Source organism: Rhodanobacter spathiphylli B39 (assembly GCF_000264295.1).
GTDB classification, from domain to species: domain Bacteria; phylum Pseudomonadota; class Gammaproteobacteria; order Xanthomonadales; family Rhodanobacteraceae; genus Rhodanobacter; species Rhodanobacter spathiphylli.
In genome coordinates this window covers 51,150-64,847 of record NZ_AJXT01000045.1, presented here as the reverse complement: position 1 = coordinate 64,847, position 13,698 = coordinate 51,150, and the positions used below count along the sequence as shown (strand labels likewise).

The following is a 13,698-nucleotide window of genomic DNA, read 5'->3' as shown; positions in this document are numbered from 1 at the left end:
CAGGGCCGCGCTGCTTTGGGCCGGAACGGGGTGAATTCCACGCGAAATCACGCCATTTGGCGCCCGCGGACTGAATTTCCCGTTCACATGGGCGTGCCATCGCCACCCTGACGAAGACGTCGGGGTGGCGATGACATGCACGAAGAGGTGGAGTCGGCCTGTAAGCCGGGTTCTGTACGTCTTGCGACGCGACAGTCATTCCTCTCGGCCAGGCGTCGCCGCCTGGCTCCAGCAACCTACCCGGGAACAACGCGGGCCGCGTTATCGTTCCCCTATTTGGTCTTGCTCCGAGTGGGGTTTACCGTGCCGTACGACGTTGGCCCCGTACGCGGTGCGCTCTTACCGCACCCTTTCACCCTTGCCACGCACATCCGGAGATGCCGTTCGGCGGTCTGCTCTCTGTTGCACTGGCCGTCAGCTCACGCTGCCCAGGAGTTACCTGGCACTCTGCCCTGCGGAGCCCGGACTTTCCTCGATGCGCTTGCGCGCGACGCGACTGTCCGGCCGACTCCACGGGAAAGGATACAGGAGTGAGTGAGGAGGAGTGAGAAACGAGAGAGAAGCCGCTGCATGCGTGTTTGCCCCTACCTCACTCCTCTCCACTCACTTCTCGCTCTCGTAGAGAGATTTGCGCGGCGCCCCGCTGATCGCCGCCGCCAGCTTGGCCGCCTTCGCCGGCGGCAGCTCGTCGCGCAGGATCGCGAACACGCGCCGGCCTTCGGCCAGTTTCGCGTCGGCTTCCTCGCCGCGCCCCGCCACCAGGATCACGTGCTCGCCGCGCTGCTGGTCCGGATCGCTGACGACCCGCGCCGCCAGCTCCGCCAGCGGCTCGCCCAGCACGGTTTCGAACATCTTGGTCAGCTCGCGCGCCAGCACGGCCTCGCGGTCGGCGCCGAACACGTCGCGCATGTCGGCCAGGCTTTCGGCGACGCGGTGCGACGACTCGTAGAAGATCAGCGTGCGCGGGTCGCCGGCCAGTTCCTGCAGGCGACTGCGCCGCGCCGCCGCCTTCGGCGGCAGGAAACCCTCGAACACGAAGCGATCGCTGGGCAGGCCGGCCACCGACAGGGCCGCGATCGCCGCGCACGCGCCCGGCACCGGAATGCAGCGGATGCCTGCGGCACGCGCGGCGCGTACCAGCCGGAAGCCCGGGTCGCTGATCAGCGGCGTGCCCGCATCCGAGATCAACGCGACCGAATCGCCGCCCTGCATCCGACGCACGATCGCATCCACGGCATCGCGCTCGTTGTGGTCATGCAGTGCGAGCAGCGGCGTATCTATATTGTGGTGAACCAGCAGCGGGCGGCTGTGGCGGGTGTCTTCCGCTGCGATCACCGCCACCGCGCGCAAGGTGGCGATCGCACGTGCTGAAAAATCGTCGCGATGACCGATGGGCGTGGCCACCACCCACAAACACCCTGACTGAACCGACGACATCTGCTAACTCCTGCACCACGGGGCGACAATCCAATCCGTTATGATCGCGCATTGACGACCATGACGACCAAGGGATTTCCCATGCGCTTCATGCGCCACTCGCGCGTCGCCGCGACTGCCTTGCTGTTTTCGCTGTTGCTGGCAGCCTGCGTGCCCAGCAATGCACCACGCTCGCCGGCGGAGCTTGCCGCGGCGCAGAGTGCCGCCGCACTGGCCACGCAGGGCCAGTTCGACCAGGCCGCGCAGGCATGGCTCGCACTGGCCGGGCAATCGCGCGGACACGCCGACAGCTATCGCCTGTACGCCGCCGAGGCGTGGCGCGAGGAAGGCCAGCTCCAGCGCGCCGCGCCCGTGCTGGCCGGCATCAAGCGGCAGAACCTTGCCGGCGACGAACCGGTACGACTGGACCTGCTGCGCGCCGAACTGGCGCTGGACCAGCATGATGCGGCCACCGCGCTGCGGCTGACCACGCAGCCGCGGGTCGCCGTCCCGGCGGCGCTGCAGCCGCGCCTGCTGGAATTCCGCGCCCGCGCGATGGCTGCCAGCGGCGACCCGTGGGGAGCCGCACGAACCCGCGTGGAGCTGGACGGGCAGCTCAGCGGTTTCGACCACAGCCAGAATCGCCAGCAGATCCTCACCCTGCTGGGCAAGGTCGGCGTCGATTCGCTTAAGCAGCGTGCCGCCGGCATGCAGCGCGGCGACCGCATGCTGCCGTGGGTGAACGAGGCGCTCAGCCAGCTCGGCGTCACCGTGGCGCAGCCGACGCCCGACCTCCAGCAACCGGTCGGCACCTTGCTGCCCGGCGCCGACGCCAACGTGCGCGAGGGCTACCAGGTGCCCACCCAGGTGGCCCTGCTGTTGCCCAACGACGGCAATTACGCCGCCGCCAGCACGGCGATCCGCGAAGGCTTCTTCGCGGCCTACCTCGATGCCGGCCGCAATCACGCGCCGCGCCCCTCGGTGCGGGTCTACGACAGCCAGGGCACCGCCGACGGTGCGCTCAAGGCGTATCAGCAGGCCGTCAGTGACGGCGCGCGACTGGTCGTCGGCCCGCTGACCCGTGCCGAGGTCGCCGCCGTGTTCGGCCAGGCGCAACTGCCGGTTCCGCTGCTGGCCCTGAATCATCCCGACGACAAGCAACTGCCCGCCGGTGACACCAGCGAATTCGGCCTGCTGCCGGAGACCGAGGGCGCGCAGGCTGCCGATCACATGATCGAACGAGGCATCCGCAAGGCCTACGTGATGGTCTCGGTCGATGACTTTGCCCAGCGTGCGGCCGGCGCGTTCAAGGCGGAGCTGACGGCCCGCGGCGGCGAGTTGCTGGGCTCGATCACCCTGCCGCCCGGAGTTACCAGCTACGCCGATGTCATTGCCGGGATGCGACTGCCGACGGCACCGGCGACCGCCGAGCCCGCAGCCAGCGCCAGCACGGCGCAACCGGACAATCCTGTGGTGGTGGACAGCGGCATCTTCATCAGCATGCGCCCGCAACAGGCGCGACTGCTGTTGCCGCAGTTGCACATTGCCCGGGTCGGCCTGCCGGTGTTCGGCACTTCGCACGTCTATGAAGGCAATGACGACTCCGCCGCGAATCGCGACCTGGACGGCCTGGAATTCTGCGACGCGCCCTGGCTGTTCGACGCCCAGCCGGGACTGCCAAGCCACGACGACATCGCCACGCGCCTGCCCGCAGCCCGGGGCGGCGCGGCGCGGCTGTTCGCCTTCGGCATGGATGCCTGGAACCTGGTGCCCTACATCGAATGGATGCGCGCCCATCCGGGCAGCTACCTGCCGGGCGCCAGCGGCCAGCTTGCCGCCGACCAGTTCGGTCGCGTGCGCCGCGTGCTGATCTGGGCGCGCTTCCAGGATGGCCTGGCACGTCCGCTGGGCGGCAGCCTGCAGATGGACGACATGCCATCGACCGCGCCGCCGGCCAACGCGGAGCCGGTGCCGGCGAGTCCGTCGTCCAGCGGAACCTTCCAGCCCGAATCGCGCTGATGCGCGCGGCCGGCGACGACTTCGAGCAACGCGCCTGCGGCGAGCTCGAACGCGCCGGCCTGAAACTGCTGGCGCGCAACTACACCACGCGCCACGGCGAGCTGGACCTGGTGATGCGTGACGGCGGCACCGTGGTCTTCGTCGAGGTGCGCTACCGCAAGAGCGCCAGCCACGGCGACGCCGCCACTTCGGTGACCGCCGCCAAGCAGGGCAAGCTGATACTCGCGGCACAACACTGGCTGGCCGCGCACCCGCAACATGCGCGCGCGGCCTGCCGCTTCGACGTGGTCAGCTACGACGGCCCGGTGGAAGCACCGCAGCGGCAATGGCTGCGCGGTGCATTCGAGGCGGGCTGAACCCCGCCCGGTGCGATAATCGCGGCATGACCCTGCCCGCTTCCCTGCTCGACAGCCTGCGCACGATCTTTCCCGGCGACGCACTGGACAGCGGCGACGACGCGCTGCGCCTCGCGGCACGCGACCACTCGCGCCACGCGCATCGACCCGACGTCGTCGTCCATCCCGCCACGCACGCCCAGGTCGAATCGCTGGTGCGCGCCTGCCGCGAACATCGCGTGCCGCTCACCGCGCGCGGCGGCGGCACCAGTTCCACCGGCGCGTCGGTGCCGCTGGCCGGTGGCGTGGTGGCGAATTTCCAGCGCATGGATCGCATCGTGCGCATCGCGCCGGACGATCGCCTCGCGGTGGTCGAGCCGGGCGTCACCAACGAGGCCCTGCAGCAGGCGCTGGCGCCGCACGGGTTCTTCTGGGCACCCGATCCGGGCTCGGCACCTTGGTGCACCGTGGGCGGCAACCTTGCCTGCAACGCCGGTGGACCGCGCGCGCTGAAGTACGGCGCCACGCGCGACAACGTGCTGGGCCTGCGCGCAGTGGCCGGCACCGGTGAAGGTTTCATCGCCGGTACGCAAACCACCAAGGATTCCACCGGCTACGACCTGACCCGCCTGCTCATCGGCTCGGAAGGCACGCTGGCACTGATCACCGGGGCGACGCTGAAACTCACCCCGCGACCCGCCGCCGTGCGCTCGCTGCGCGCCACCTATCGCGACACGGCCAGCGCGGCGCAGGCGGTGGCGCGCATCATGGCGCAGCCGGTGACGCCCGCGGCGCTGGAATTCATGGATGCGCTGGCGCTCAAACTCGCCCGCGACCACGCACCGGATGCCGACGTGCCCGAAGCGGGAGCGCTGCTGCTGATCGAGGTCGACGGAACGCCCGAGACCGTGCGCTTTGCCCAGGACGCGGTGGCACGCGCCGCGCGCGGCGACGGCCTGCTCGCCCTCGACGTCGCGGCCGACGCCAGCGAAAACACCGCGCTGTGGGCCGCGCGCAAGGCGCTCTCGTTCGCCCAGCGTGCGGTGACCGAGCACAAGATCAACGAGGACGTGGTGGTGCCGGTGAGCCGCCTGCCCGAACTGGTCGCCGGCGCGCAGGCGCTGGCGGCGAAGCACGCGGTGCCGCTGGTGTGCTTCGGCCACGCCGGCAACGGCAACCTGCACGTGAACCTGCTGCCGCGCGACGTGGATGAGATCGAACGTGGCTACGCGATGCTGCCCGAGCTGTTCGCCCTGGTGATCGCGCTGGGCGGCACGCTGTCGGGCGAACACGGCATCGGCGTGGTGAAACGCGAGTACCTGCCGCTGGCGCTGGGCGAGTCGACCCTCGCGCTGATGCGCTCGGTCAAGGCCGCGTTCGATCCGGACGGCGTCCTCAACCCGGGCAAGGTGGTTTGAGGGCCGGGAACAGGGAATGGAGAAGAAAGGAAAGCTGGACCCGATGCAGCAACAACGCGCCATGGATGCCCTGCTGGCGGAAATCCGCTGCGGGCACACCTGCGCGATGCAGCAGCCGCCGGGGCGGCGACCGGTGCTGCAGGCGTCGACGCGCTCGCGCCTGCTGATCGTCAGCCAGGCGCCGGGGCGCAAGGTGGAGGAAAGCGGCATCCCGTTCGACGACGTCAGCGGCGAGCGCCTGCGCGACTGGCTGCAGATCGGTCGCGCCACCTTCTACGATGCCGAGCGCGTGGCGATCGTGCCGATGGATTTCTGCTTCCCCGGCAAGGGCAGGAGCGGCGACCTGCCGCCGCGACCGGCGTGCGCCGCGATCTGGCATCCCCGCCTGTTTCCGCTGCTCACCGGCGTGCAGCTGACCCTGGCCATCGGGCAGTACGCCCAGGTGGGCATGCTCGGCGACACGCGCGATGCCACGCTCACCGACACCGTGCGCAACTGGCGCACCCACCTGGCCCGCGGCGTGCTGCCGCTGCCCCACCCGAGCCCGCGCAACCGGCCGTGGGTGATGCACAACCCGTGGTTCGAGGCCGAGCTGCTGCCGGTGCTGCGCCAGCGCGTGGCCGATGTGCTGGCCGTGCCGGGGTGAGCGGCCGGAACGAGCTGCCGCATTGCACCTTGCCGCTTGGCGGCAGCGTCGTCTAACCTGCGCCGCTACGATATCGTGGCCACGGGGCCGACCCCGGCCTTGCAGGGGAATCCTCGTTCATGAGCCTCAAGCTCCGTCTCACCGTACTCAATTTCTTCCAGTACTACATCTGGGGCGCGTGGCTGCTGACCATCGGCACGTGGTGGTTCCAGACCCAGCACTGGTCGGGCACCAGCTTCGGCGCGATCTTCTCCACCATGGGCATCGCCTCCCTGTTCATGCCCTCGCTGGTCGGCATCGTGGCGGACAAGTGGATCAACGCCGAACGCCTGTACGGCATCCTGCAGATCTGCGGCGCCGCGGTGCTGTTCTCGATCCCGCACGTGCAGGGCCCGGAGCAGATGTTCTGGGTGATGCTGTTGAACATGTGCTTCTACATGCCGACCATCTCGCTGGCCATCACGGTGACCTACAACGCGCTGAAGCAGGACGGCCTGGACGTGGTGAACACCTACCCGCCGATCCGCGTGTGGGGCACGATCGGCTTCATCGCCGCCACCTGGACCACCAGCCTGCTCGGCTTCAAGGCGTCGCCCGCCCAGTTCCACGTGGCCGCGGCTGCCTCGCTGCTGCTGGGCCTTTACGCGTTCACCCTGCCCAAGTGCCCGCCGCGGCTGCGCGCCGAGGAAGGCCGCGGACTCGCCGACCGGCTGGGACTGACCTCGTTCACCCTGTTCAAGAACCGCAACATGGCGGTGTTCTTCATCTTCGCCATGCTGCTGGGCGCGGCGCTGCAGCTGACCAACGCCTATGGCGACGCCTTCCTCAGCGACTTCGTCAAGGTGCCCGCGTACGCCAACCTGCTGGCGGTGAAGTACTCCACCATCATCATCTCGATCTCGCAGTTCTCCGAAACCGCCTTCATCCTGACCATCCCGTTCTTCCTGAAGCGCTTCGGCATCAAGGCGGTGATGACGATGAGCATGCTGGCCTGGGTGCTGCGCTTCGGGCTGTTCGCGTTCGGCGACCCGGCCGGCGGCCTGTGGATGATCGTGCTCTCTTGCATCATCTACGGCATGGCGTTCGACTTCTTCAACATCTCAGGCTCGCTGTTCGTGGAGAGCCAGGCCGACCCGAAGATCCGCGCCAGCGCCCAGGGCCTGTTCATGCTGATGACCAACGGCATCGGCGCGGTGCTGGGCAGCCTGATCGCCGGTTTCGTGATCGACCACTTCTTCACCAGCCACCAGTGCGACGACACCGTGGCGATCTGCAAGGACTGGCCCGGGATCTGGCTGGCCTTCGCCGGCTACTCGCTGGTGATGGCGCTGCTGTTCGTGCCGCTGTTCAAGCACCGGCATGACCGCGCCGCCGCGCAGCGGGCGGTGCCCACGCACTGATCGCCGCGTCGCGGCAGCCGCGGGCCGCTACAATGCGCCGATGCGCATCGGCCCCTACCTGATCGACCCGCCCGTGGTGCTGGCCCCTATGGCCGGCGTCACCGACAAGCCGTTCCGGTTGCTGTGCAAGCGGCTGGGCGCGGGGCTGGCCGTGTCGGAGATGACCAATGCCGACCCGCGGCTGTGGCATACGCGCAAGTCGCTGCAGCGGATGGACCACGAGGGCGAACCCGAACCGGTCAGCGTGCAGATCGCCGGCTACGACCCGGCGATGCTGGCCGAAGCGGCGCGCTTCAACGTGGCCAACGGCGCGCAGATCATCGACATCAACATGGGCTGCCCGGCCAAGAAGGTGTGCAACGTGTGGTCGGGCTCCGCCCTGCTGCAGGACGAGCCGCTGGTGGCGCGCATCGTCAAGGCAGTGGTCGACGCCGTCGAGGTGCCGGTGACGCTGAAGATCCGCACCGGCTGGGATCGGCAGAACCGCAACGCGCTGAACATCGCCCGCATCGCCCAGGACAACGGCATCGCCGCGCTGGCCGTGCACGGGCGCACCCGCGCGGACAAGTACGAGGGCGAGGCCGAGTACGCCACCATTGCCGCGGTGAAGGCCGCCGTGCGCATTCCGGTGCTGGCCAACGGCGACGTCAACACTCCGCAGCAGGCCAGGCACGTGCTGGACGTCACCGGCGCCGACGCGCTGATGATCGGCCGCGGTGCCCAGGGACGGCCATGGATCTTCCGCGAGGTCGCCCACTACCTCGCCACCGGCGAATTGCTGGCCGAGCCGGAGCCGGCCGAAGTCGGCACCATCCTGCTCGGCCACCTCGAGCAGTTGTACGCGTTCTATGGCGAACAGGCCGGCGTGCGCATCGCGCGCAAGCACCTGGGCTGGTACGCGAAGGACCGTCCGGAGAACGCCGCGTTCCGGCAGGTGGTCAACCGGGCGGAAACAGTCCACGAGCAGTTGCGGCTGACCCGCGATTATTTCGCGGCGCTTGCCGCCGGCGACCGGCTGGCCGCCTGAACGCGCAGCCGTCCAGACGGCTGAACACGCGCCTAACCCCGCAGGGACGGGAATCGGCGCAAGCTGCAAAACCCGGAGCGGGGATGTATCATGCCCGACTTCATTTATCTTTCTATCCGAACAAAGGGATATAAACCGCGATGTCCAACTACCTGTTCACCTCCGAATCGGTCTCCGAAGGCCATCCGGACAAGGTCGCCGACCAGATCTCCGACGCCGTCCTCGATGCGATCGTCGCGCAGGACCCGCGCGCCCGCGTGGCCTGCGAAACCATGGTCAAGACCGGCGTGGCGATCGTCGCCGGCGAGATCACCACCGATGCGTGGATCGACCTGGAAGCGATCACCCGCAAGGTGATCCTGGACATCGGCTACGACTCCAGCGACGTCGGCTTCGACGGCGCCACCTGCGGCGTGATCAACCTGATCGGCAAGCAGTCGCCCGACATCAACCAGGGCGTGGACCGCAAGAAGCCGGAAGAACAGGGCGCGGGCGACCAGGGCCTGATGTTCGGCTACGCGACCAATGAAACGAAGGACTTCATGCCCGCCGCGATCTACTACTCGCACCGCCTGGTCGAGCAGCAGGCCAAGGTGCGCAAGAAGAAGAACTCGCCGCTGCCGTGGCTGCGCCCGGACGCCAAGAGCCAGGTCACCCTGCGCTACGAGAACGGCATCGCCACCGCGATCGACGCCGTGGTGCTGTCGACCCAGCATGACCCGAGCGTGAAGCAGAAGGACCTGATCGAGGCCGTGCGCGAGGAAATCCTCAAGCCGGTGCTGCCGGCCAAGCTGCTGCACAAGGGCACCAAGTTCCACATCAACCCGACCGGCAAGTTCGTGATCGGCGGGCCGGTGGGCGACTGCGGCCTGACCGGCCGCAAGATCATCGTGGACACCTACGGCGGCTGGGCCCGTCACGGCGGCGGTGCGTTCTCGGGCAAGGACCCGTCCAAGGTCGACCGCTCGGCCGCCTACGCCGCGCGCTACGTGGCCAAGAACATCGTGGCCGCCGGCATCGCCGACCGCTGCGAAGTGCAGGTGAGCTACGCGATCGGCGTGGCGCATCCCACCTCGATCTCGGTCACCACCTTCGGCACCGGCAAGATCAGCGACGAGAAGATCGAGAAGCTGATCCGCAAGCACTTCGACCTGCGCCCGTACGGCATCCTGCAGATGCTCGACCTGATCCACCCGATGTACCAGCAGACCGCCAGCTACGGCCACTTCGGCCGCACCCCGCGCGACCTGGTCGACGCCAACGGCAACAAGTTCACCTCGTTCTCGTGGGAAAAGACCGACCGCGCCGAGGCCCTGCGCAAGGATGCGAAGCTGAAGTAAGCGACATCCTCCAGCGACATGAAACGGGCCGCCCGGTGCGGCCCGTTTCTTTTGGGGCCATGCAAACGCGAGCAAGGACGCGGCTACCGCTACAATGGGCGGATGTCTCTTATCCAATTGCAACGCGTCGACTTCAGCATCGGCGGCCCACTCCTGCTCGAACACGTCGATCTGTCGATCGAGGCGAACGAGCGTGTCTGCATCGTCGGTCGCAACGGCGAAGGCAAATCCACCCTGATGAAGCTGATCGCCGGCGAGCTGCATGCCGACGACGGCGAAGTGCGCGTGCAGAACGGCATCGTGGTGGCGCGTATGGCGCAGGAGGTGCCGCACGGCACCGAGGGCAGCGTGTTCGACGTGGTCGCCGAGGGCCTGGGTGACTTGGGCCGGCTGCTGGCGCGTTATCACCACCTGCTCGACACCGGCGACTTCGACGCGCTGGGCGACGTGCAGCACGAGATCGAGGCGCAGCACGGCTGGGACCTGGACCGCCGCGTCAGCGACGTGATCACCCAGCTGGAACTGCCCGGCGAGACCGACTTCGCGGCGCTGTCCGGCGGCATGAAGCGCCGCGTGCTGCTGGCCCAGGCGCTGGTGCGCAAGCCCGACGTGTTGCTGCTGGACGAGCCGACCAACCACCTCGACATCGAGGCGATCGGCTGGCTGGAGAGCTTCCTCAAGCAGTTCGCCGGCAGCATCATCTTCGTCACCCATGACCGCAGCTTCCTGCGCGCGCTGGCCACCCGCATCGTCGAGATCGATCGCGGCCAGCTCACCGACTGGCCGGGCGACTACGACAACTACCTGCGCCGCCGCGAGGAACGCCTGCACGCCGAAGCGCAGGCCAACGCGCTGTTCGACAAGAAGCTGGCGCAGGAGGAAGTGTGGATTCGCCAGGGCATCAAGGCCCGGCGCACCCGCAACGAGGGCCGCGTGCGGGCGCTGAAGGCGCTGCGCAACGAGCGCGCCGAACGGCGCAACCTGGGCGGCAACGTGAAGATGACCGCGGCCAACGCGCAGTCTTCCGGCAAGAAGGTGATCGACCTCAAGCACGTGCACCAGGCCTACGACGGCCGCGTGCTGATCGACGACCTCTCGACCACCATCCTGCGCGGCGACCGCATCGGCATCATCGGCCCCAACGGCGCCGGCAAGAGCACCCTGCTGAAGATCATGCTGGGCGAACTGACACCACTGCGCGGCACCGCCGAGCTGGGCACGTCGATCCAGATCGCCTACTTCGACCAGCACCGGCTGCAGCTCAACGACTCGCTCAACGCGCTGGACAACGTGGCCGAGGGCCGCGAGTTCATCGAACTCAATGGCCAGCGCAAGCACATCATCGGCTACCTGCAGGATTTCCTGTTCTCGCCCGAACGCGCCCGCGCGCCGATCACCCGGCTGTCCGGCGGCGAACGCAACCGCCTGCTGCTGGCCAAGCTGTTCGCCCAGCCGTCCAACCTGCTGGTGATGGACGAACCGACCAACGACCTCGACGTGGAAACACTCGAACTGCTGGAAGAGTTGCTGACCGACTACCAGGGCACCCTGCTGCTGGTCTCGCATGACCGCGCCTTCCTCGACAACGTGGTGTCCAGCACCCTGGTGCTGGAGGGCGAGGGCCGGATCGGCGAATACGTGGGCGGCTACAGCGACTGGTTGCGCCAGCGGCCGGCTCCGCGCGGCACCACCGCGACCGGCAAGTCCCCTGCCCCCGCCCCAGCCGCACCGCCAGTGGCGAAGCGCAAGCGCAGCTTCAAGGAACAGCACGAGCTGGAACAGTTGCCCAAGCGCATCGAGCAACTGGAAACCGACATCGCCACGCGCACCGCCGCGATGAACGAGCCGGCGTTCTTCCAGCAGGACAGCGCCGCCATCGTGAAGGCCAACGAGACGGTCGCCGCGCTGCAGGCCGAGCTGGATGCGGCCTATGCGCGCTGGTCCGAACTGGACGGCTGAATCTGCCGGATGGTCTGACCACTTCTTTCGCATCGAAGATGGCAATGAACGGAAAAGGCCCGATCATCCTGATCGGGCCTTTTCCGTTCTTGCGTCGGGACACCATGAAGCCGTCAATGCTTCATGGTGTCCCTTGACCGGTCCCGCGCTAGCCGCCGTTCCAGCTGGCCTTCAACGAGACTCCGCTGTACGCCTGATAGCCTTTCAGCATGACGTAGTACGTTCCCGCCTGGACTTGCGTGAACGTGCAGCTCTCGCTGTTGCCATTGCGGTACGGGCGGCAGTCGTAGCTGCTGGTCGTGGGCGCCGAGCCAAAACGGACGTACATGTCCACGTCACCCGTGCCACCGCTGCTGCCGATCGTCAGGTTGGTCGACCCGGCTGGCACGATCACCCTGTAGAGCGCGGTACCGCCGGTGGCTCCACTCAAGCCGGTCTTCGCCACGCCATTGGCCAGCTCATCATCGGCCGGTGGTTGCGGGTCACCGCCCGTCGTCCAGCTCGCCTTGACGGTAACGCCGCCATAGGCCTGGTACGCACGCAATTGCACGTAGTACGTGCCCGCCTGCGGCGTCGCCACCGTGCAGCTCTCGTTGTTGCCCGAACGATACGGACGGCAGTCGTAGCTGCTGGTGGTGGGTGCAGCGCCGTAACGCGTGTAGAGATCCACGTCGCCACTGCCGCCACTGGTCGAGATGACCAGGTTGCTGGCACCCGCCGGCACGGTGACCTTGTACAGCACGGTGCTGCCGCTGGCGCCGGAGAGTCCACTCTTCGGCACCCCGTTGGCGAGCACGTCGCCACCGGTGGGCGGGATCGGCGTGTCACCGTCGCCGTTGCCGCCGAGCTCGACGGCGAAGGCCAGCGCCAGCCGGGTGAACTTCAGCGCGTGCTGCGCCTGGTTGCCCGAGTTGGCGTAGGTGTCCTTGCTGGAGTGGATATACGGATTGTCGTCACCCAGGCGCGACTCGAACGGCATCGAGGTGGCGTAGCCCTGGTTGTGCCATGACGCGTGATCCGAACAACCGTAACCACACTGGTCATGCACCACGCTGAGCTGCGGCAGGTACGTATTCACCAGGGACTCGACGAACTGGTTCTGCGCCGCGTCGGTGTAGTCGTCCTCCAGATAGATGTCGCCGGCCGAGCCCTTGTAGTTGGTCATGTCCAGCTGCAGCATGCCGACCACGTCGACATTGCGGTTGGCGTAGTCGGTGGCGATGTAGTTGGAGCCGTACAGGCCGAACTCCTCACCCGCATAGGCCATCAACTGGATCGTCCGCGCCGGCTTGTAACCGTTGGCCAGCAGCACGCGCAGGGTTTCGGTAAGGCCCGCCACACCGGAGGCATCGTCATCGGCGCCCGGCGCACGCGAGGTGTCATGCGACTGACCACCGGCGTCATTCCAGTTGACCGTGTCCAGGTGCGCACCCATCACCACGATCTGCTCGGGATGCTGGGTACCGGTGATGGTCAACACCACTGAGGCCTGCTTGTCGCTGCCCCGCACGACCTGCTTCACCGCAATGTCGGAGCGGCCTGCGGCCATCGTCTGCCACGTGCTCTTCAACCAGTCGGACGCTTCCGCGCCGGTGCTGCCGTTGTAGTAGCGATTGTTGAATCCGGCCAGGCTCTGGATGGTGTCGGCGATATGGCCCGCGGTTTGCTGCGCGATCCACGGCGTCACCAGCGCCTGCTGGTCGATCGTGTAGTCCGGCACGGTCAGGCCGGCCAGAGCCTGACGGGGCTGCAACGCCACCCGGGCGGCGTCGAGCGAGTCGTAAGTGATGTAACCCGCGCAATGATGCAATTGACGGTGTACTTGTGCGCTGAGCGCGCCGAGCACGCTGTCATCGACCGGCACGATGTGGATCCTGTCCACCGTGATAAGACCCTTGTTGGTGGTGCCGTTGGCGACGTAGCGACTCTCGAGGCTGCGTGCGGCCGGATCGACCTGTTGCAGCGCGGTGTAGCTGTTCTGATCGAGCGTAAGCCAGACCTTCTTTGGTGTTGCGGCGCTGGCAGCGCCCCCCAACGACGCCAGCGACAACAGTCCACATGCAATGGCTTGCCTGAGTTTCATGATCTTCTCCATGAAGGAAATACAGACGTACGCACCCCCTGCCGCGTACCGGATA

The 13,698-nt window shown here is 67.6% G+C and carries 10 protein-coding genes and 1 other RNA gene; 8 read left to right on the top strand and 3 right to left on the bottom strand.

The features are described 5' to 3' along the window. Nucleotides 1-145 precede the first annotated feature (145 nt). Nucleotides 146-512: RNase P RNA component class A (gene rnpB, locus UU7_RS17450), an RNA gene on the bottom strand. A 91-nt stretch (nt 513-603) separates the two neighbouring features. After that, nucleotides 604-1,437, bottom strand: coding sequence for a 16S rRNA (cytidine(1402)-2'-O)-methyltransferase (rsmI, locus tag UU7_RS14100; RefSeq protein ID WP_040673497.1), 834 nt, complete (start codon nt 1,435-1,437; stop codon nt 604-606). An 81-nt stretch (nt 1,438-1,518) separates the two neighbouring features. Between rsmI and UU7_RS14095 the strand changes: the two genes are divergently transcribed. The 8 genes from UU7_RS14095 to UU7_RS14060 all read left to right on the top strand — a co-directional run bounded on the left by UU7_RS14095 (nt 1,519) and on the right by UU7_RS14060 (nt 11,560). Beyond that, nucleotides 1,519-3,435 carry a penicillin-binding protein activator gene (locus tag UU7_RS14095; protein ID WP_007809386.1) on the top strand — a complete coding sequence of 639 codons (1,917 nt, stop codon included), beginning with the start codon at nt 1,519-1,521 and terminating at the stop codon, nt 3,433-3,435. Next, a complete protein-coding gene (locus UU7_RS14090) occupies nt 3,435-3,791 on the top strand; it encodes a YraN family protein (protein WP_007809384.1) in 357 nt (118 codons plus the stop codon). The genes UU7_RS14095 and UU7_RS14090 overlap by 1 nt, the downstream gene beginning before the upstream one ends. Before the next feature lie 26 nt (nt 3,792-3,817). After that, nucleotides 3,818-5,188, top strand: a complete 1,371-nt coding sequence (locus UU7_RS14085) for an FAD-binding oxidoreductase (protein ID WP_007809383.1) — start codon at nt 3,818-3,820, stop codon at nt 5,186-5,188. 16 nt (nt 5,189-5,204) lie between these two features. Beyond that, nucleotides 5,205-5,834, top strand: coding sequence for a uracil-DNA glycosylase family protein (locus UU7_RS14080; RefSeq protein WP_007809381.1), 630 nt, complete (start codon nt 5,205-5,207; stop codon nt 5,832-5,834). Nucleotides 5,835-5,953: 119 nt separating this feature from the next. Beyond that, nucleotides 5,954-7,234, top strand: a complete 1,281-nt coding sequence (locus UU7_RS14075; RefSeq protein ID WP_007809379.1) for a nucleoside permease — start codon at nt 5,954-5,956, stop codon at nt 7,232-7,234. Between the two features lie 40 nt (nt 7,235-7,274). Next, nucleotides 7,275-8,261, top strand: a complete 987-nt coding sequence (gene dusB, locus UU7_RS14070) for a tRNA dihydrouridine synthase DusB (RefSeq protein WP_040673506.1) — start codon at nt 7,275-7,277, stop codon at nt 8,259-8,261. A gap of 140 nt (nt 8,262-8,401) precedes the next feature. Further along, nucleotides 8,402-9,601: a methionine adenosyltransferase gene (gene metK / locus UU7_RS14065; RefSeq protein WP_007809375.1), complete on the top strand. Its 1,200-nt coding sequence runs from the start codon at nt 8,402-8,404 to the stop codon at nt 9,599-9,601. A gap of 102 nt (nt 9,602-9,703) precedes the next feature. Beyond that, entirely contained in the window at nt 9,704-11,560 is a 1,857-nt protein-coding gene (locus UU7_RS14060; protein ID WP_007809373.1) for an ATP-binding cassette domain-containing protein, read from the top strand. A 148-nt stretch (nt 11,561-11,708) separates the two neighbouring features. Here the strand turns inward: UU7_RS14060 and UU7_RS14055 are convergent, their stop codons facing one another. After that, nucleotides 11,709-13,643 (bottom strand): M20/M25/M40 family metallo-hydrolase, encoded by a 1,935-nt coding sequence (locus UU7_RS14055; RefSeq protein WP_040673504.1) that lies wholly within the window; start codon nt 13,641-13,643, stop codon nt 11,709-11,711. Nucleotides 13,644-13,698 lie beyond the last annotated feature (55 nt).

Bases quoted from the DNA above. Each gene is read 5' to 3' on its own strand.
- rsmI (WP_040673497.1), bottom strand. From the start codon at position 1,437: ATGTCGTCGGTTCAGTCAGGGTGTTTGTGGGTGGTGGCCACGCCCATC.
- UU7_RS14095 (WP_007809386.1), top strand. From the start codon at position 1,519: ATGCGCTTCATGCGCCACTCGCGCGTCGCCGCGACTGCCTTGCTGTTT.
- UU7_RS14090 (WP_007809384.1), top strand. From the start codon at position 3,435: ATGCGCGCGGCCGGCGACGACTTCGAGCAACGCGCCTGCGGCGAGCTC.
- UU7_RS14085 (WP_007809383.1), top strand. From the start codon at position 3,818: ATGACCCTGCCCGCTTCCCTGCTCGACAGCCTGCGCACGATCTTTCCC.
- UU7_RS14080 (WP_007809381.1), top strand. From the start codon at position 5,205: ATGGAGAAGAAAGGAAAGCTGGACCCGATGCAGCAACAACGCGCCATG.
- UU7_RS14075 (WP_007809379.1), top strand. From the start codon at position 5,954: ATGAGCCTCAAGCTCCGTCTCACCGTACTCAATTTCTTCCAGTACTAC.
- dusB (WP_040673506.1), top strand. From the start codon at position 7,275: ATGCGCATCGGCCCCTACCTGATCGACCCGCCCGTGGTGCTGGCCCCT.
- metK (WP_007809375.1), top strand. From the start codon at position 8,402: ATGTCCAACTACCTGTTCACCTCCGAATCGGTCTCCGAAGGCCATCCG.
- UU7_RS14060 (WP_007809373.1), top strand. From the start codon at position 9,704: ATGTCTCTTATCCAATTGCAACGCGTCGACTTCAGCATCGGCGGCCCA.
- UU7_RS14055 (WP_040673504.1), bottom strand. From the start codon at position 13,643: ATGAAACTCAGGCAAGCCATTGCATGTGGACTGTTGTCGCTGGCGTCG.